At 41.9% G+C, this 18,715-nt stretch carries 19 protein-coding genes, 1 pseudogene and 1 other annotated feature; of the genes and pseudogenes, 17 read left to right on the top strand and 3 right to left on the bottom strand.

What is annotated here, in order from left to right:
• Positions 1 to 24: 24 nt before the first annotated feature.
• The 13 genes from pheM to arnF all read left to right on the top strand — a co-directional run bounded on the left by pheM (position 25) and on the right by arnF (position 13,401).
• Positions 25 to 87 carry a pheST operon leader peptide PheM gene (pheM, locus tag XBJ1_RS23010; RefSeq protein ID WP_143827731.1) on the top strand — a complete coding sequence of 21 codons (63 nt, stop codon included), beginning with the start codon at positions 25 to 27 and terminating at the stop codon, positions 85 to 87.
• Positions 39 to 161: a sequence feature (Phe leader region), on the top strand. It overlaps the preceding gene by 49 nt.
• An 82-nt stretch (positions 162 to 243) precedes the next feature.
• Entirely contained in the window at positions 244 to 1,227 is a 984-nt protein-coding gene (pheS, locus tag XBJ1_RS10745; protein ID WP_012988969.1) for a phenylalanine--tRNA ligase subunit alpha, read from the top strand.
• A gap of 14 nt (positions 1,228 to 1,241) precedes the next feature.
• Positions 1,242 to 3,629 (top strand): phenylalanine--tRNA ligase subunit beta, encoded by a 2,388-nt coding sequence (gene pheT, locus XBJ1_RS10740; RefSeq protein WP_012988968.1) that lies wholly within the window; start codon positions 1,242 to 1,244, stop codon positions 3,627 to 3,629.
• A 4-nt stretch (positions 3,630 to 3,633) separates the two neighbouring features.
• Entirely contained in the window at positions 3,634 to 3,930 is a 297-nt protein-coding gene (ihfA, locus tag XBJ1_RS10735) for an integration host factor subunit alpha (protein WP_012988967.1), read from the top strand.
• Between the two features lie 97 nt (positions 3,931 to 4,027).
• Complete coding sequence (gene btuC / locus XBJ1_RS10730) at positions 4,028 to 5,023, top strand: vitamin B12 ABC transporter permease BtuC (protein ID WP_012988966.1); 996 nt, start codon at positions 4,028 to 4,030, stop codon at positions 5,021 to 5,023.
• 32 nt (positions 5,024 to 5,055) lie between these two features.
• Positions 5,056 to 5,823, top strand: coding sequence for a vitamin B12 ABC transporter ATP-binding protein BtuD (gene btuD / locus XBJ1_RS10725; protein WP_012988965.1), 768 nt, complete (start codon positions 5,056 to 5,058; stop codon positions 5,821 to 5,823).
• 156 nt (positions 5,824 to 5,979) lie between these two features.
• Positions 5,980 to 7,137: a UDP-4-amino-4-deoxy-L-arabinose aminotransferase gene (gene arnB / locus XBJ1_RS10720; RefSeq protein WP_038198904.1), complete on the top strand. Its 1,158-nt coding sequence runs from the start codon at positions 5,980 to 5,982 to the stop codon at positions 7,135 to 7,137.
• Positions 7,124 to 8,104, top strand: a complete 981-nt coding sequence (gene arnC / locus XBJ1_RS10715; RefSeq protein WP_173346414.1) for an undecaprenyl-phosphate 4-deoxy-4-formamido-L-arabinose transferase — start codon at positions 7,124 to 7,126, stop codon at positions 8,102 to 8,104. The genes arnB and arnC overlap by 14 nt, the downstream gene beginning before the upstream one ends.
• Positions 8,104 to 10,089: a bifunctional UDP-4-amino-4-deoxy-L-arabinose formyltransferase/UDP-glucuronic acid oxidase ArnA gene (arnA, locus tag XBJ1_RS10710; protein WP_012988962.1), complete on the top strand. Its 1,986-nt coding sequence runs from the start codon at positions 8,104 to 8,106 to the stop codon at positions 10,087 to 10,089. The genes arnC and arnA overlap by 1 nt, the downstream gene beginning before the upstream one ends.
• A 19-nt stretch (positions 10,090 to 10,108) precedes the next feature.
• Positions 10,109 to 11,002, top strand: a complete 894-nt coding sequence (gene arnD / locus XBJ1_RS10705; protein WP_012988961.1) for a 4-deoxy-4-formamido-L-arabinose-phosphoundecaprenol deformylase — start codon at positions 10,109 to 10,111, stop codon at positions 11,000 to 11,002.
• Between the two features lie 7 nt (positions 11,003 to 11,009).
• On the top strand, positions 11,010 to 12,671 hold the full coding sequence (arnT, locus tag XBJ1_RS10700; protein WP_038198903.1) for a lipid IV(A) 4-amino-4-deoxy-L-arabinosyltransferase: 1,662 nt from the start codon (positions 11,010 to 11,012) through the stop codon (positions 12,669 to 12,671).
• On the top strand, positions 12,668 to 13,018 hold the full coding sequence (gene arnE, locus XBJ1_RS10695; protein WP_012988958.1) for a 4-amino-4-deoxy-L-arabinose-phosphoundecaprenol flippase subunit ArnE: 351 nt from the start codon (positions 12,668 to 12,670) through the stop codon (positions 13,016 to 13,018). The genes arnT and arnE overlap by 4 nt, the downstream gene beginning before the upstream one ends.
• Positions 13,015 to 13,401: a 4-amino-4-deoxy-L-arabinose-phosphoundecaprenol flippase subunit ArnF gene (gene arnF / locus XBJ1_RS10690; RefSeq protein ID WP_012988957.1), complete on the top strand. Its 387-nt coding sequence runs from the start codon at positions 13,015 to 13,017 to the stop codon at positions 13,399 to 13,401. The genes arnE and arnF overlap by 4 nt, the downstream gene beginning before the upstream one ends.
• A 285-nt stretch (positions 13,402 to 13,686) precedes the next feature.
• Here arnF and XBJ1_RS10685 read toward each other — a convergent pair whose 3' ends face one another.
• A complete protein-coding gene (locus XBJ1_RS10685; RefSeq protein WP_012988956.1) occupies positions 13,687 to 13,965 on the bottom strand; it encodes a hypothetical protein in 279 nt (92 codons plus the stop codon).
• Positions 13,966 to 14,235: 270 nt separating this feature from the next.
• Here XBJ1_RS10685 and XBJ1_RS10680 point away from each other — a divergent pair, with 270 nt between their 5' ends.
• From XBJ1_RS10680 to XBJ1_RS10670, 3 genes are all read left to right on the top strand, one after another.
• A complete protein-coding gene (locus tag XBJ1_RS10680) occupies positions 14,236 to 14,508 on the top strand; it encodes a hypothetical protein (RefSeq protein WP_012988954.1) in 273 nt (90 codons plus the stop codon).
• 665 nt (positions 14,509 to 15,173) lie between these two features.
• Positions 15,174 to 15,653 (top strand): C40 family peptidase, encoded by a 480-nt coding sequence (locus tag XBJ1_RS10675; protein WP_038198901.1) that lies wholly within the window; start codon positions 15,174 to 15,176, stop codon positions 15,651 to 15,653.
• Positions 15,654 to 15,726: 73 nt separating this feature from the next.
• Positions 15,727 to 16,743 carry a lipoate--protein ligase A gene (locus XBJ1_RS10670; protein ID WP_012988950.1) on the top strand — a complete coding sequence of 339 codons (1,017 nt, stop codon included), beginning with the start codon at positions 15,727 to 15,729 and terminating at the stop codon, positions 16,741 to 16,743.
• 146 nt (positions 16,744 to 16,889) lie between these two features.
• Here XBJ1_RS10670 and XBJ1_RS10665 read toward each other — a convergent pair whose 3' ends face one another.
• Positions 16,890 to 17,252, bottom strand: coding sequence for a helix-turn-helix domain-containing protein (locus XBJ1_RS10665; protein ID WP_012988949.1), 363 nt, complete (start codon positions 17,250 to 17,252; stop codon positions 16,890 to 16,892).
• A gap of 310 nt (positions 17,253 to 17,562) precedes the next feature.
• A pseudogene (locus tag XBJ1_RS22520) lies at positions 17,563 to 17,699 on the bottom strand (transcriptional regulator); the annotation flags it as partial.
• Between the two features lie 487 nt (positions 17,700 to 18,186).
• On the opposite strand from XBJ1_RS22520, the gene XBJ1_RS10655 reads away from it, so the two are divergent.
• The gene (locus tag XBJ1_RS10655; protein WP_012988946.1) at positions 18,187 to 18,684 is read left to right on the top strand and encodes a hypothetical protein; all 498 of its coding nucleotides are present in this window, start codon (positions 18,187 to 18,189) and stop codon (positions 18,682 to 18,684) included.
• Positions 18,685 to 18,715 lie beyond the last annotated feature (31 nt).

The raw sequence follows: 18,715 nt of genomic DNA, 5'->3' as shown, positions 1-18,715 counted from the left end.
ATTGATTGGGTTAATAAGGACATAATGGAGAGAATGGCAATGATGAAATTAGCTTTTTTTCGTTTCTTTTTTTACTTTAGCGCCTGAAATCGGGGGGCTTTGAGCGTAAGAAAAGAAACGAAAAAAAGCGCTTGAGCCTCCAATGTGGAGGCTTTTTTATTTTTATGACCTCACTAATAGCTATTTGGGGCATAGTCGATAACAACTACTAAAGGGCCATCTGGCCGAAGGAAGAGGAAAACGATGTCACATCTTACTGAGCTGGTTGCAAAGGCAGAAGCAGCCGTAGAGGAAGCCCAGGATGTTGCCGCGTTGGATTTGGTGCGAGTTGAATACCTGGGAAAAAAAGGCCATTTAACCCTCCAGATGTCATCGCTGCGTGACTTACCAGCCGACGAACGTCCAGCGGCAGGGGCTGTTATTAATCAGGCAAAACAGGAAGTGCAGGAAGCATTGAATGCTCGCAAGGCTAAACTGGAAGCTGATGTTCTGAATGCACGTTTGGCAGCAGAAAAAATCGATATTTCATTGCCTGGCCGTCGTATGGAAAATGGTGGATTACATCCTGTTACCCGCACGATTGAACGTATTGAAACTTTCTTTGGCGAATTGGGTTTTTCTGTTGAATCTGGCCCAGAAATCGAAGATGACTATCATAACTTCGATGCCCTGAATATTCCGGCACATCACCCTGCTCGTGCTGATCATGATACATTCTGGTTTGATGCAACGCGCTTGCTGCGTACACAAACTTCAGGAGTACAGATCCGTACTATGAAAGAACGCCAGCCGCCGATCCGTATCATTGCACCAGGTCGCGTATACCGAAATGATTATGACCAGACACATACTCCAATGTTCCATCAGGTAGAAGGGCTGATTGTTGATAAAGATATCAGCTTTACTAATCTGAAAGGTACATTACATGACTTTTTGAATAACTTTTTCGAAGAAGAGATGCAAGTTCGTTTCCGTCCTTCCTATTTCCCATTTACGGAACCTTCCGCAGAAGTCGATGTGATGGGTAAAAATGGTAAGTGGCTGGAAATATTGGGTTGCGGCATGGTACATCCAAATGTATTGCGCAGTGTTGGTATCGACCCTGAAATCTATTCTGGTTTTGCTTTTGGTATGGGGATGGAACGCTTAACTATGTTGCGTTACGGCGTCACAGATTTACGTGCTTTCTTCGAAAACGACTTGCGTTTCCTCAAACAATTTAAATAAGGCAGGAATATCTCATGAAATTCAGTGAACTCTGGTTACGCGAGTGGACTAACCCTGCCATCAGCAGTGAAGCATTGTCTGATCAAATCACCATGGCAGGTTTAGAAGTTGATGGTGTTGAAAAAGTGGCAGGTCAATTTCACGGTGTTGTTGTGGGTGAAGTCGTTGAATGTGGCCAACATCCAAACGCAGATAAATTGCGTGTCACAAAAGTTAATGTAGGTGGCGATCGCCTGCTGGATATTGTTTGTGGAGCACCAAATTGCCGTCAGGGACTACGTGTCGCCGTTGCTACAGTGGGCGCGGTATTACCGGGTGATTTCAAGATTAAAGCTGCGAAATTGCGCGGAGAGCCATCAGAAGGGATGCTTTGTTCTTTCTCTGAACTGGGTATTGCAGATGATCATGATGGCATTATTGAACTGCCTGCGGATGCACCGATTGGTATTGATCTGCGAGATTATATCAAATTGAATGATAGTGCCATTGAAATCAGCATTACACCTAACCGTGCAGATTGTTTAAGCATCATGGGAGTTGCTCGTGACGTTGCTGTTATCAATAAACTGTCAATGACAGAGCCACAGATCGAGGCTGTAAAACTCACTACAGAAGCCACATTCCCTATCCGTGTCGACGCACCAGAAGCCTGCCCACGCTACTTGGGGCGCGTTATCAAGAATGTAAACGTCAAGGCTACAACACCACTGTGGATGCGTGAAAAACTGCGTCGTGGTGGTATTCGTTCTATTGACCCAATTGTTGATGTTACTAATTATGTACTGTTAGAGTTGGGACAACCACTGCATGCATTCGATTTGGAACGCTTAAGTGGCTCAATTATTGTTCGTCTGGCTGAGCAGGGTGAAAAATTAACACTGCTAGATGGTAACGAAATAGAACTTTCTGCTGATACACTCGTTATTGCTGATGAAAAGCAAGCCCTTGCAATGGCAGGAATTTTTGGCGGTCAGTATTCTGGTGTGAATTCTGAAACACAGCATATTTTACTGGAGTGTGCTTTCTTTGCACCATTAGCGATTACAGGTCGTGCTCGTTGTTATGGCCTGCATACTGATGCTTCCCATCGTTTTGAACGTGGCGTAGATCCACAACTTCAGCATAAAGCGATGGAATATGCCACCCAATTGCTGATTGCCATTTGTGGTGGGGAAGCCGGAGAAATCATTGATGTTACCAGTGGTTCTTATTTGCCAAAATCGGCGACTATTACTCTGAATCGCAAGAAATTGGATCGCCTGATTGGTCATCATATCGTTGATGACGAAGTCACGGATATTCTGACACGTTTAGGCTGTCAGGTGACAGTGCAGAGCAATAGCTGGCAGGCTGTTGTACCTAGCTGGCGTTTTGATATGCAGATTGAAGAAGATCTGGTTGAAGAAATTGCACGTATTTACGGTTACAATAACATACCAGACGTGCCTGTGCGCGCTGATCTTGTGATGACTGCACACCGTGAAGCTAATCTGCCATTGAAACGCGTCAAAACGATGCTGGTGGATAAAGGTTATCAAGAAGCGATTACCTACAGTTTTGTTGATCCAAAGATTCAGCAATATTTGCATCCGCAGGAAGAAGCATTAATCCTGCCAAATCCGATTTCGGCTGACATGTCGGCTATGCGCTTGTCATTGTTGACAGGATTATTGACCACTGTTGTTTATAACCAGAACCGTCAGCAGAACCGTATCCGCTTATTTGAAACTGGCTTGCGTTTTGTGCCTGATGAAAATGCTGAACATGGTATTCGTCAGGAATTGATGCTTGGTGGTGTGATAGCAGGAAATCGTTTTGAAGAACACTGGATGCTTGAAAAACAAGCAGTTGACTTCTTTGATCTTAAGGGCGATTTAGAATCCGTTTTAGAATTGACTGGTATGCTATCTAGCATTTCATTTAGGGCGGAGGAACATCCTGCTTTACACCCTGGACAAAGCGCTGGGATTTATCTGGAAAATAATTATATTGGTTATATAGGTGTTGTTCATCCAGAATTGGAGCGCAAATTTGACTTAAATGGTCGTACCGTGATATTCGAATTATTGTGGGCCAGTCTGGTGGACCGCGTGATTCCTGAAATGAAGGAAGTTTCTCGCTTCCCATCCAATCGCCGTGATATCGCCATAGTTGTGCCTGAAAATGTAGCCGCAGAAGATGTTCTTGCTGAATGTAAGAAAGTTGGCGTAAATCATATAGTTGGCATAAACTTATTTGACGTGTATTGTGGTAAAGGTGTCGCGGAAGGCCACAAGAGCCTTGCTATTAGCTTAATCTTGCAGGATACCGTGCGTACACTGGAAGAAAAAGAGATTGCTGCGACCGTCAACAAATGCGTTGCTGCATTAGAACAGCGATTCAAAGCATCCTTGAGGGACTGAACTTATGGCGCTTACTAAAGCTGAAATGTCAGAAAATCTGTTTGAGAAACTGGGTATTAGCAAACGTGATGCTAAGGATCTAGTGGAAATATTCTTTGAAGAAGTGCGTCATTCTTTAGAGAATGGGGAGCAGGTTAAATTATCTGGATTTGGCAACTTTGATTTACGAGACAAAAATCAACGTCCAGGTCGTAATCCGAAGACGGGTGAAGATATTCCAATTACGGCCCGCCGTGTTGTCACGTTTCGCCCAGGTCAAAAGTTGAAAAATCGGGTGGAAAAAGCTTTACCAAAAGAATAAAACATATAAAAAAGGCCGCATTTTTGTGCGGTCTTTTTCTTACCTTTAATATCCTGTTGTATACAGTGGGATACATTTCTTTTTTCTGGTGCCGCCAATGCACTCTGTTTATGAATTAATCACTCTCCAGAAAAAACGTGACTATCGTGTGATAGCACTCCTATCCATCTTATTTATTATGTTATTTATTTTGTCATTGTGTGCAGGAGAATTATGGTTCTGGCCTGATCAATGGCTGTCTGACTCGGCCCGATTATTTATCTGGCAATTGAGGTTGCCCAGAGCGATTGCGGTGATAGTGGTTGGTGCGAGTTTGGCTGTGTCCGGCGCTGTCATGCAGGCGTTATTTGAAAACCCGCTGGCAGAGCCGGGATTATTGGGGATCAGTAATGGCGCTGGAGTTGTTGTGGTATGTCTGATCCTTGTCTTTCATGGCATTGCTCCATTGTGGTTATTAAGTATTGGTGCGGTTCTTGGGGCGTTCGCTATGACTGCTATTTTGTTGGGCTTTTCCAGAAAACATCAAGTGACGAATACACGGTTGCTATTGATTGGCGTCGCCTTCGGAGTGATGTTTGGCGCTATGATGACATGGATGGTTTACTTCAGTACCAGTCTGGATTTACGTCAGTTGATGTATTGGATGATGGGTAGCTTCAGCGGTATTGACTGGCGCCAGAAATGGTTGGTTATTGCACTGGTTCCCGCTATTTTCTGGCTGAGTCAACAAGGGAAAGTCCTTAATTACCTATCGCTTGGTGAGTTACAGGCTCAACAGCTGGGAATATCACATAATAAGTGGCGTAATTTATTTATATCGATAGTTGGATTGTTGGTTGGTTTGAGCGTTGCTTTGGCAGGGGCGATTAGTTTCATTGGTTTGGTGATTCCACATATCTTAAGGTTAACTGGTCTGACAGATCATAAGACCTTGCTTCCCGCTTGTGCGCTGGCGGGAAGTAGTGGTTTATTATTGGCAGATCTATTTTCCCGCTTGTCATTATCCCATGCGGAAGTGCCGATTGGAGTGGTCACAGTAACCTTGGGAGCACCAATTTTTATATGGCTACTATTAAAAACACATCATAGATAAATATATTCGATGAGTGTCATGGGAGAAACAAAATGACCTGTCAACCGATTTTAGAATTGAATAATATTACGGTTGACAAGAGACTGACCACATTGTCTGAATCTGTTATAGCAAAAGAGCAAATTCATCTGGTCGGGCTGAATGGTTCAGGGAAAAGCACGCTGCTTTCAGCAATTGCAGGAATTTTACCTTACAGTGGCAAGATTCATCTGAACGGCAGAAACCTGCGTGATTATCGACAGTACGAGTTGGCGAAATATCGGGCATGGTTTTCTCAATCAGTTTCTGTTCCTATCATGCCAGTTTACCAGTATCTGGATATGTATCGTCCTGATTCAGCGCCATTGGATCAGAGTGAAAGTGTGTTATATGAACTTTGTCGGCAGCTAAAACTCACTTCATTGCTGTCTTCTTCAATTGGGCAGCTATCAGGAGGTGAATGGCAGCGTGTCAGGCTGGCAGGAGTCTTTTTGCAGATATGGCCAGAGTTGAATCCGAATGGAAAATTATTACTCCTTGATGAACCGACAAACAACCTCGATATTACACAGCAAACAGTTTTGGATCAGTTAATCAAACAATTTTGTTCACTGGGCGGCTCGGTCTTAATGAGCAGCCATGATCTTAATCACACTTATGAACAAGCTACCAGTGTATGGTTATTGTCGCATGGAAAATTGTTAGTATCTGGAATACCACAAAATGTTATGACTAATCAAAATTTATCAGAAATTTTTGAAGTAAATATTAGACATATCCAAAATACCAGCTATAAACTATGGAGGGTTGATCATCTTTAAATTTCTATTAGTAAATATTGTCTTAATTTATTGCTTTTAATCTCTTTTTAGTATTGTGATTGACCCTGATTTTGTCTATCCGTTGATGTTTCGTTGAACAAACGTCATTTAAAATTTTTGGGAATTATAAAACGAATCAGGCTACGCAAAGCGATTATGGATAATTTTCTGCCATTCTCTCGTCCAGCAATTGGACATGAAGAGATAGAAGCAATAGAACAGGTTTTACGTTCAGGTTGGATTACGACAGGGCCACAAAACCACCAGTTAGAGCAGGATTTTTCTCGTATGTTTGGTTGCAGACACGCGATTGCATTATGTTCTGCTACGGCGGGGATGCATTTGGTTCTGCTGGCATTGGGCATCGGCCCAGGTGATGAAGTTATCACCCCTTCCCAGACTTGGGTTTCCACTATCAACATGATTTGTCTTCTGGGCGCAGAGCCTGTTATGGTCGATGTTGACCGTGATACGCTGATGGTCAGTGCGGAAACAGTCAGAAAAGCGATTACACCAAACACTAAAGCTATTATACCTGTCCATTATGCGGGAGCACCTTGTGATCTTGATGCCCTGCGTATTGTTGCTGACGAAGCTAATATCCCTCTGATTGAAGATGCTGCTCATGCTGTAGGAACCCGTTATAAAAATGAGTGGGTGGGAGAGCGAGGAACAGCAATCTTCTCTTTTCATGCCATTAAAAACATGACATGCGCTGAAGGCGGCATGTTCGTTACGGATAATGACGAGCTTGCACAACGGGTTCGCTGCCTAAAATTTCATGGATTGGCTGTCGATGCATTTGATCGGCAGCTTCAGGGCAGGAAACCTCAGGCAGAAGTCATTGAGCCCGGTTTTAAATATAATTTATCAGACATCCATGCGGCGATGGCGGTTGTACAGTTAGGCAAACTGGAATCCATGAATGCCCGTCGCGGGGAGTTAGTAGCTCGGTATGCTGCTGCTCTGAGCAATTCACCGTTACAAATGTTGAGTGTTCCTGAATATGAACACGGGCATACCCATCATTTATTCATGGTGCGTGTTGACCAAGATGTCTGTGGTATTGATCGCGATACTTTTATGGCACGTTTAAAAGAAAGAAATATTGGTACAGGCTTGCATTTCAGGGCTGCACATACACAAAAATATTATCGGGAACGTTTTCCGATGCTGTCTTTGCCTGCATCGGAGTGGAACTCGGCAACACTTTGCTCGTTGCCACTTTTTCCAGATATGAATAATGACGATGTAGATCGTGTCGTGAATTCAATCACTGAAATTCTTTCGGAGCATAGAAATAGTGACATTTGAAAAAATTAAGAAAGTCTCGGTTGTTATTCCAGTTTATAACGAAGAAGAAAGTCTACCCCAATTATTGGAAAGAACGATCGCTGCGTGCCAACAACTTGAGCAGAAATATGAATTAATTCTGGTGGATGATGGCAGCCGTGACAGCTCTGCCGATATTTTAACTCAGGCGGCGGAAACTCCCGAAAATCACGTTATTGCTATTTTACTTAACCGTAATTATGGGCAACATTCTGCAATCATGGCGGGATTTCATCAGGCTGATGGTGATCTTGTCATCACACTTGATGCAGACTTGCAGAATCCACCAGAAGAGATCCCCCGTCTGGTGAAAACGGCAGAAGAAGGATATGACGTTGTGGGAACACGTCGTGCCAATCGTCAGGATTCTTGGTTCCGTAAAACTGCGTCCAAAATAATTAATGTGATGATAACTAAGGCTACAGGCCGTTCGATGGGTGATTACGGCTGCATGCTGCGCGCTTATCGCCGTCATATCGTACATGCGATGCTGCAATGCCATGAACGCAGTACATTTATTCCCATTCTCGCTAACACATTTGCCCGTAGAACGACTGAAATTGATGTAACTCATGCAGAACGTGAGTTTGGGGATTCTAAGTACAGTTTCATGAAGCTGATCAATCTGATGTATGACCTGTTGACCTGCCTGACAACCGCACCACTACGGTTATTGAGTGTTGTGGGAAGCATTATTGCTGTGACAGGTTTTCTGCTGGCGGTATTACTGATCACTTTGCGCCTCATTTTCGGATCAATATGGGCTGCTGAAGGTGTATTTACTCTATTTGCCATCCTTTTCATGTTCATTGGTGCACAATTCGTTGCGATGGGATTGCTCGGTGAATACGTTGGCCGAATATATAACGATGTTCGCGCCCGCCCGCGTTATTTTATTCAAAAAGTAGTCGGAGTTAGAAAGATCAACGACAATCAGGAAAAAAGCTAATGAAAGCAGTAATTTTTGCCTATCATGATATTGGTTGTGTCGGACTTAATGCGCTGGTTAAAGCAGGCTTTGACATTCAGGCTGTATTTACACACACTGATGACCCGAATGAAAACCATTTTTTCTCTTCTGTTGCACGCATTGGTGCCGATTTGGGATTGCCTGTATTTGCGCCAGAAAATGTAAATCATCCGCTTTGGATTGAGCGCATCCGTGAGATGAAGCCGGATGTTATCTTTTCTTTTTATTATCGCAACATGCTTAGTCAGGATCTTTTATCTTTAGCAGAAAAAGGTGCGTTTAACCTGCACGGTTCATTATTGCCGAAATATCGTGGTCGTGCTCCCGTTAACTGGGCGGTGTTAAATGGTGAAACCGAGACAGGCGTGACACTGCATAGAATGGTGATGAAGCCGGATGCAGGAGATATCGTTGCACAGCAGGCTGTACTGATTGGTGAAACCGATACTTCACTGGACGTGCATGGCAAAATCCGTGAGGCAGCCGTTGAATTACTGGATAGTATCTTACCTCAAATAAAATCAAGTCATTATTTATCCATCCCACAGGACGAAAATCAGGCCACTTATTTTGGTCGTCGTACGGCTGAAGATGGCGAAATTGATTGGCATAAATCTGCTAAAGAGATTAATAACCTGGTTAGGGCGGTAACTGAGCCATATCCTGGGGCATTTACGTTCCTTGGCGAGCGTAAAATTACGGTTTGGCGTTCGCGTCCACTCATTCAGGTTCATGACAAACTTCCAGGAACGGTGCTTTCTACTACTCCATTTGTCATTGCCTGTGGAGAAGGTGCACTGGAAATTACCAGTGGCCAGGGCGAATCCGGTCTTTATGTTCAAGGAAGCCGACTGGTGCTGGAAATGGGCATTGTGACAGATGTTCGAGTCGGCTCGAAAGCAACCGCACAAATTAGTCGTCGTAAGCGTGTGCTGATTCTGGGAGTTAATGGATTTATCGGCAATCACCTGACGGAACGTTTGTTAGACGATGAAAAGTATGACATCTATGGGATGGATATTGGGTCTTCTGCCATTGAGCGGTTTATCGGCAATCCCCGTTTTCATTTTATTGAAGGAGATGTCAGTATCCATACAGAATGGATTGAATATCACATTAAAAAATGTGATGTCATTCTTCCATTAGTGGCGATTGCAACACCTATTGAATATACCCGCAATCCACTCCGTGTCTTTGAACTGGATTTTGAAGAGAATCTGAAAATTGTTCGCTATTGTGTGAAATACAATAAACGCATTATTTTCCCGTCAACATCTGAAGTCTATGGCATGTGTGACGACAAGGAATTTGATGAAGATACTTCGCGCCTGATTGTCGGGCCAATCAATAAACAACGCTGGATCTATTCAGTATCCAAACAGTTACTTGACCGGGTTATTTGGGCATACGGTGTAAAAGAAGGTTTGAAATTCACTTTATTCCGTCCATTTAACTGGATGGGGCCAAGATTGGATAACCTGAATTCGGCGCGTATTGGTAGCTCAAGAGCGATCACTCAGTTGATTTTGAATCTGGTAGAAGGCTCACCGATCAAATTGGTTGATGGAGGAGAACAGAAACGTTGTTTCACTGATATCAATGACGGAATTGAAGCTCTGTTCAGAATCATCGAAAACCGTGATGGACTGTGTGACGGGCAAATTATTAATATCGGTAACCCAACCAACGAGGCCAGCATTCGCCAACTCGCTGAAATGTTACTGGAGAGCTTTGAAAAACATGAATTGCGCGGAAATTTCCCTCCGTTTGCCGGATTCAAAAAGATCGAAAGCAGTAGCTACTATGGTCAGGGCTATCAAGATGTTGAACATCGTAAACCCAGCATCAAGAATGCGGAGCGTCTGCTGGGATGGAAACCAACCATTGATATGAAACAAACCATTGATGAAACGCTAGATTTCTTCTTGTGTGGGGAAGTTGAAGAATTAACCAGGGAAGACTAAAACTGTTGGAAATAATGCGATGAAGAAAGTTGGTTTGAGAATTGATGTGGATACTTATCAAGGCACAAAGGAAGGTGTACCCCAATTGCTTGAAATTTTGCAGCGACACCACATTCAGGCCAGCTTTTTCTTCAGTGTAGGGCCGGATAACATGGGGCGCCATTTGTGGCGCCTACTGCGACCAAAATTTCTTTGGAAAATGTTGAGATCAAATGCTGTGTCCCTTTATGGTTTGGATATCTTACTGGCGGGTACGGCGTGGCCAGGGAAGAAGATCGCAAAAAATTTAGGGTATTTGATGAAACAGGCAGTGGATGCTGGTCATGAAATTGGTCTGCATGCATGGGATCATCAAGGCTGGCAAGCCAAAGTAGAGCGCTGGTCAGAAGCTGAATTAGCAGAGCAGGTGCAGCTAGGTATTGATGCATTGAAAAAAGCAACAGGGCAAGCGATTACGTGCTCGGCAGTTGCAGGATGGCGGGCGGATGAACGCGTACTGACGGTTAAACAGAGATTTGGTTTTGATTACAATAGTGATTGTCGTGGAACACATCCATTCAGGCCACTATTACCTGATGGAACCATTGGCACTGTGCAAATCCCTGTCACATTACCGACCTATGATGAAGTTGTTGGAACACAGGTCAGCGATGCAGATTTCAATCGCTTTATCCTTGACGCAATGAAAAATGATCTTGGTGTTTCTGTTTATACTATTCATACAGAAGTTGAGGGCATGTCGAAGTCTCCACAGTTTGAAACCTTACTGAATATGCTCCATCAGCAAGATATTCAGTTTTGTAAATTAAGTCATTTACTACCTGAAAATAGAGAAACGCTTCCTATTGGGAAAATTGTTCGTTCAGATTTTCCTGGTCGTGAAGGCTGGTTAGGTTGTCAACAAAAGGTATAACGCAAACATGTTGAATAGTTGGGCAAGTAGAGTTGGAGCCTTTTTGATGGCTCTTTTTTTTATTCTTACTTATTTATTACCCCTGAATGGCCGCCTTTTGTGGCAGCCGGATGAAACTCGATATGCTGAAATCAGCCGGGAAATGTTACAACGCGGAGATTGGATTGTTCCTTATTTCTTCGATATCCGCTATTTTGAGAAACCGGTAGCAGGTTATTGGTTTAATAATATTAGCCAATGGATTTTTGGAGACAACAACTTCGCCGTTCGTTTTGGCTCAGTGTTCAGTACCTTACTCAGCGCATTTCTTCTTTATCTATTAGCGATGATGATGTGGAAAAACCGTCAGATTGCCTTTGTTTCCAGTCTGATTTACATCTCCATGTTTATTGTTTTTTCTATTGGCTCTTATAGCGTTCTTGACCCCATGTTCTCTTTATGGGTCACTGCGGGGATTGTCAGCTGCTATTGGGCACTTAAAGCTGGCAGTACTCGTGAGCGAATGCTGGCATGGTCTGCCTTAGGGCTGGCTTGTGGCATGGCGTTTATGACTAAAGGCTTTTTAGCATTAGCCTTGCCCGTCATTTCCATGATACCTATCACGATATACCAGAAACGTTTTTGGGAAATGGTTCGCTTTGGGCCACTTGCTGTTATTTTCGCTATTTTGATTAGTTTGCCGTGGGTGATTGCGATTGCCCTGCGGGAACCTGATTATTGGCATTATTTTTTCTGGGTAGAGCATATACAACGTTTTGCATCAGATAAGGCACAGCATATTGCACCGATGTGGTATTACCTGCCAATACTGGTGTTGGGTGTACTTCCTTGGCTTGGATTATTGCCTGGTTCCTTGATGAAAAGCTGGAAAGAGAAAAAAAGCCATCCAGAAATGTTTTTCTTGCTTTGTTGGTTCATCATTCCATTCGTCTTTTTTAGTATTGCAAAAGGAAAATTGCCGACTTACGTTTTGCCATTTATCGGGCCCTTGGCACTGATGATGGCAAAATACAGTATTGATTGTGTCAGTAATGGCAAGATGAAAGCGCTGAAAATAAATGGGTTGGTGAATGTTCTCTTTGGCATTATTGCGATATTGGTGTTGCTCGTTATGCAGACACTCTTAAATCGCCCCTTTTATCAACCCAGCGAATGGTCAAAATGGCTATTGGGAACGGTGGCTTTTGGTGCCTGGGGAATCATCGGTTACCTGTGTTTCATTCATAATGGTAAACGTTGGTTGTGGGCAGCCGCCTGTTCATTGGTACTCAGTTTGTCATTTAGTAGCACATTGCCCAACAGGACTATCGATTCTAAATTACCTCAGAATTTCATTAGGCAAAATGTGCAAGAACTGACTGACAGTAAATATATTTTATCTGAGGCAGTAGGCTTGGGAGCTGCAGTAGCATGGGAATTAAAACGCAGTGACATTTACATGTTTGATCGCACAGGCGAGTTAGAATACGGTCTTGCCTATCCTGACAGCCAATACCGATATGTAGCACAAGAAAAATTCCCTGCGTGGCTGGAGAAAGCGCGTAAAGAAGGTCAAGTAGCGATTGTTTTCCTATTGTCTTCAAAAGGAGGTCTTCCTGAGTTGCCTAAACCTGATCTTGTGCGCCGTAGTGACCGTTTTGTTCTTGTGATTTATAAAAAACAATCATGACCAGCAATTTAGCATTATTGATATTAGTTAGCCTGCTGACCTGTGCCGGACAGCTATGCCAGAAACAAGCCGTCACCTGTTGGCAGAAAACAGATACCCACCATAAGGGGGTATCTGTGGCGATCTGGCTGACGGGTGCTATTCTTTTGTTGGGGATAGGGATGATATTCTGGCTGCGACTGCTGCAATATTTGCCACTGAGTATTGCATATCCCATGCTTAGTATTAATTTTGTCGTAGTAACTCTGGTCGGGCAATTCCTGTATCAGGAAAAAGTGGGGCTAAAACACTGGATAGGCGTTTTTGCGATTATGTTCGGAATTTTATTGATGAGTCTAAATCAATGAGAGGTTATCTTTGGGGACTAACGAGTGTGCTATTGATCACTGTGGCACAACTATTGTTAAAATGGGGAGCTGCTCGTTTACCTGAGCTTTCGTTATCAACATATTGGTTGGATATAGATTGGATTTGGGCACATCATAATCCTTTGTTGATGGTTATGGCAGGATTGGCAGGTTATGCATTATCCATGTTATGTTGGCTTTTTGTTCTGCAATACCTGCCATTGAATAAAGCTTATCCGATGATCAGTTTGAGCTACGTTTTTGTTTATTTAATGGCAGCTTTATTGCCTTGGTTTAATGAAACCCTCTCATGGTTGAAAACGGCTGGAGTTCTTTTTATTTTATTGGGAGTCTGGCTTATTAGCCGACCAGATGCCAAATGATCTCATTAATGGTCGTGATTCTAATGGTTAGATATTGTGATAAACTTCACCTCCAAATCCGAAGAGATGCACGATAAAGTGATAGGAACGTTCATTGAGCGTAACTACTCTATTTCATAAGAAATCTAACTATTGGGTTCATGACCGTCTGTTAGGGGTAATGTTAGTGAGCTAAGGCCACTTCGCTATAGATAGCCAACCACCACCTTCGGGTGATTTTTTGCTATATGGAGGGCAGACAACACCCTCCGTAGGTAAGGTGAATCATTTAGTCGGGTCGGTAAACTAATTGACGTATTTGATAGTAAAGTCCGGGAATGAGTTTACGAACTGAATTTTGTAATCAGGGGATGAATTTACCATTTTCCATTTACCCGGCGAGTTAGCGGAACTGGTGACGATTTTGACTTTCAGGTCAGGTGACGAGCTAACGACCTTAACCTTATAGTCCGCACCAGAGCTAACAACTTTAATGTTCCCATAAATTTTAGACACATCGACTTTGGTTTTAGCACAAGCACCAAACGAAAGTAATGCGGCTAACAGGATCGCTAATTTTTTCATATGAACTCCTGTGATTAGCAATTAGCAAATTCATTATAGATGATTCAAATAATGACAGCCCAATAGTACACCGGGTTATTTGTTTGGGGAATGAAATGGAAGAGAAAAAAAAAGGGGCAATAAATTCAATATATTGCTCTTCATTTTTATAATAAAAGTGACCAGCAACTTGTATTTGCATCTGAATTTTTTGTTTGTTGTAGGGATTGACAAGGACATCACTTCACTTGGCGCTGCCAAAAAGGCAATACAGGAAATTGCGGGGTAATCATGCCTAATCTCAAAGATCTATCCAACCAACTGGCACTGATACGAAAACAAATTCCGTTCGCTATGGCTCAGGTACTGACCAGCGTTGCGCATGATGATGTATGGCAACGTAAGAAATCCAAATCGAAGAAGAGTAAGCGCCGCCGGTTTGGTGATGCTCTGCCAGTCGAGCCAATACTCAGTTATCAGGAACGGGCGCAACAAATGGCTCAATCGTTGATGCCTGCTGCTATCAGTCAGGCATTGAGCGAGGCGATACAAACAGCTAAATAGTTTACGTCACTTATTTTTCGGTAGATAGGCAGAGATATCGCAACTTTGATGCATACGGATTTCAGCAAAGGAAAGTAATTTAGCTCCTTTTTTGCATCTTGAACATGGTCAACCAGTTTTTTAGCATTAAGTTGTTGCACTATCCGACGATTTAAATTTGACGCTCTCCCGATATACAGACATTCATGTGTATCAGCAAATTTTCGCCAGAAGGCATAGATGCCGGCTGTTTTAGGGGTTTCTTTTATGAGTTCATGACTATCTTTAAATTCAATGTTATTAAGATTAATTACATCGTGCCAATCTAAATTGATAGTTGCTCCTTAAACTTCATTATCAATCATGTGAATTTCCTTTTAATAGTTCCGGCATATCTTATACGGGAATGAGATAGAAATTGAATCACATAAATCTTTTGGATCCTTCCTGAGACTTTTATATAACGGGAGCATTGCGCGCCGCGTTACCGTCTGCGCGGGGGCGTTTTTCTATGCTATAGTAGGCTATAATTGAAGTTCTCCTATCCGGGTCCCCGAATTAATGGGGTGCTGATGGGCGTGCCGTTAGTACAAAAACAGCCTAAAATAATCTTAAATGCACGAAAATCAGCAAAAATAGCAGTTCAGTAAATTCAATGTGATAGTAAGCAATGGCGGGGGCTTCGCGTGAGATTTAGGTATTTATTTTTATCATTTAATCTACTCTTAATTGGCTGTACCAATCCTGTTTCTAAATCCAATTTACCTCCATTGCGGACAGCACTTTCTGATCCAATTATGGTCATTGCTCAGTTAAAAGAGCAACTTAATCAATGGCACGGTACGCCTTATCGATATGGTGGAATAGATCAGCGTGGTGTTGATTGCTCTGGCTTTGTTTACCGTACATTTCACGATCGTTTTAATATTCACCTTCCGCGTACAACAAACGAACAAACCAAATTAGGCACCCAGATTAGTAAAGATGATTTGATGCCGGGTGATCTGGTATTTTTCAAGACAGGCAGTGGCGAGAGTGGTTTGCATGTAGGTATTTATGATATCAACGACGAGTTCATTCATGCATCGACCAGTAAAGGCGTTATACGTTCTTCTCTTGGTAATGTGTATTGGCGACGTGTTTTTTGGCAAGCCCGCAGGATGTAACCCCGTCTTTAGCCATCAAATTCAGTAGTGCTTTATGATATCTTAACGCTCTGTTTTTTTGCCGGAGACAAATATGTCTACATTACGCCTGCTGTTGTCTGATTCCCATGATCCTTGGTTTAATCTTGCAGTTGAAGAATGTATTTTCCGACAGATGTCACCAGATCAGCGCGTCTTGTTTTTATGGCGTAACGCCAATACGGTTGTGGTAGGGCGCGCTCAGAACCCATGGAAAGAGTGCAATACACGGAGAATGGAGCAGGATGGAATAAAATTGGCTCGGCGCAGTAGTGGTGGGGGCGCTGTTTTTCATGATTTGGGTAATACCTGTTTTACCTTTATGGCAGGTAAGCCAGAATATAATAAAACTGTTTCCACTCAAATCATTCTGGAAGGATTAAAAAAAGCGGGCATCCATGCGATGGTTTCTGGTCGTAATGACTTAATTTTATCATCCCCTGAAGGTGAGCGTAAAATTTCAGGCTCGGCGTATCGCGAAACCAAAGACAGAGGTTTTCATCATGGTACGTTGTTGATTAATGCAGATTTGAACCGCCTTGCCGATTATCTTAATCCTGATCCTAAAAAATTACAGGCGAAAGGTATAACGTCTGTTCGTTCCAGAGTGACGAATTTATCGGAATTATTACCTGATATCACACATGAAAAAGTGTGTGGTGGAATTACCGAAGCATTTTTTGAATATTTCGGTGAAGTAGCCAAGTCAGAACTCATTTCGCCGCAGGCCGTACCTGATTTACCGGGATTTACTGACGTTTTTGCCAAGCAGGGTAGTTGGGAATGGAATTTTGGTCAGGCACCCGAGTTCAGTCATACATTGGATAACCGTTTCTGTTGGGGAGGAATTGAACTCCATGTTGATATTGAACACGGTACTATTGGTCGTTGCCAGATTTTCACTGATAGCCTGGAACCTGCGCCATTCGAGTTATTGGCTGAAAAGCTTGTTGGTGTACTGTATCAACCACAGGCAGTTGGGCAAGTGATTCAACAAATCAGAGAACAATATTCCTTACTGGATAAAGAATTACAGCAGTTGTATCACTGGTTGGTTGACGAATTGAAATGAGTGAATAGCCAGACATGGCATGAAGGCAAAAAAATGGTCAACAATAGGGAAGTTGACCATAAAAGGGTGACACTTACTATAAATATGGTTTAGAAATTTGGCTTTGAAACATTATTTGGGCTATTTTTTATTACACTGCGTCTTTATTATTCGCAATGTAAGAAAGTCTTAAACTCGGGTAACTGCCCACTTGCCCTGAATTTAGCGGGTGTTGTATTAAAATGCTTCTTAAATATTCGGGTAAATGTAGCCTGAGAACTAAAACCATATTGCAAAGCAATATCAAGAATCGGCAAGCTATCTTCATGCAAAGACTTTGCTGCTTCATGGAGACGACGTCTACGCACATATTGACCCAGTGTACAGCCTTTCAGTTCCTTAAAAATTCGCTGTAAATGCCATTTTGAATAGCCACTTTTATGTGCAATGGCATCTATTTTGATACCTTCAGTACGTTGAAGCTGGCTTTCTAGCCATCTGACAATATCGTTGATGACACTTTCTAACATATTTACCTCCCACATAGGTGGGCCTTTTGCTGAAAAGATACCGATAAATAAATAATAACTTACGTTATTTTGTGGGACATTTTAAGAATTTCTTTTGAATCGTATACGCAAAATGTGCGATTTCAATTTAATCAGCATTATGTGTTGTTCATTTTTTCTTTTATGAATTAATGGTGCGCATCAGATGTTTATTTGTTTTTAAGTACAGTGATATTATAGCTACGTTATTAATTATAAATGAGGCTGTAATGCAATCGAATTTGCTTAAGCGAGTGGTATTACCCATAACAGGACTGTTTTTTGTTGGTTTTATCAGGACATCTGCGGGAATACCTAACATAACGTGTAAATTGCGGATCATGGGTAATGTTTGATTACGCTTACGGTTCAGAACCTCATAAACACGGTCGATTTGCCAATCGCTGGTTCTAAGTCTTTAACTGTTAGGTCGGGCAACCCGAAAGTTTTCCTTGAAGGAGATATAAGCGCTAATATTAATATAACAGCTAATTTTTATTGGTATAATGTTGCAGATGACTTCTCTTAATAATAAAATAATAAAATAATAAAATAATAAAATAATAAAATAATAAAATAATAAAATAATAAAATAATAAAATAATAAAATAATAAAATAACCTAATGCATTGATTTTAATATATTTATTATTGTGATCGGAATTGCAATCCATCTATTTTACTTATTACCTACCCTGCGTAAAAGAGTAATATAAATACATTAAAACCTCTTACTCATCTGTTTATCTTTGATGTATAGCAGTAAAAATAATTCTTTATAATCTAAAGTTGATAGAATCACGATAGTTCGTATGCTATTAGTAACTATCATCTCAGTACTCCATTAACGGTGAAGCAATAACGAATCAAAAATATTGACGAAATATTTTTAGTAATTTCATCAGAAGGAGCACGTCATGAAGATTATCAATATATTATTTTGTGCAGCTTTATATTGTTTGTTGATATCCCCAGTCCGGGCAGATGAGAAAATGGTTAATGCAGAAAAACAACAGATTCTTTCTGCTGACTATAATATGGAATTTAAAAATTCCTCTTCTTCTGTAAATGATTTCATGATAGCCAAACGAAGCACCGACTGTATGTATGATAGTGGTGCAGATCAGATAAGGGTTGAGCCTGGTAACCAGCAAAGTACTCATTTACAAGACAACGATAATTTATTTAGTGCTTGTACACTTAGGCCTAAATGGGTTGAGTGGGCGGTTTCTAGTGGCTCGACGAGTTGTGCTTTGAGATTTGAGCGTGGGTTTGATGGAGGATGGTATACAGTAATTAAAGGGTGTCCGAATATAGTCAAAAGCGCGACTTGTGGAGATGCTGACTGCAATCAGAATAACGTTTACGGAAGCTCATCGTATATGGATATAAGTGTGGAATTGCTTATTCGGTAAATTTAGATGTTTTTTGTGTTACTCCACGAAA

The organism is Xenorhabdus bovienii SS-2004, assembly GCF_000027225.1.
In the GTDB taxonomy this organism is placed as follows: Bacteria; Pseudomonadota; Gammaproteobacteria; order Enterobacterales; family Enterobacteriaceae; genus Xenorhabdus; species Xenorhabdus bovienii_C.
The sequence above is the reverse complement of the archived record's forward strand: the minus strand, read 5'-3'. Positions and strand labels throughout refer to the sequence as shown.